General features: G+C 40.6%; 1 protein-coding gene. It reads right to left on the bottom strand.

Annotated elements, in window-relative coordinates; all coding sequences use genetic code 11:
* Nucleotides 1-335, bottom strand: a 335-nt coding sequence (locus JKP73_RS22285; RefSeq protein WP_498370537.1) for a vWA domain-containing protein, incomplete at both ends; no start/stop codon positions are given.

The raw sequence follows: 335 nt of genomic DNA, 5'->3' as shown, positions 1-335 counted from the left end.
AATAACTTTTTCAATAACGGAGCAAAATGCTCTGGAAGTTCTGAAACACTAGGTACAATAACCCGCTCTTTCCCATAAATATTACGCATTAACTGGTCTTCTGATTCATCTACTGCACCATCAGCATGAAATATCCCAATTACCTCTATTCCTTTCTTACGAGCTTCAAGTACAGCAAGGTGTGGATCGACTATCCCATTTTGATTATAATTCGCAGCAGCAGGTTCCCCATCTGAAAAAACAAGTAAAAACTTATTCTTTTCCCGGCGCCTCTCTAATTCTTCTGTTGCTACCCGAATACTGAATCCTTCACGATTGTCTTCCCGGGGTTCCAA

Origin of the sequence: Virgibacillus salexigens, from assembly GCF_014905415.1 — a bacterium.
GTDB lineage: Bacteria > Bacillota > Bacilli > Bacillales > Amphibacillaceae > Virgibacillus > Virgibacillus salexigens.
This window is presented reverse-complemented; position numbering and strand designations above follow the sequence as displayed.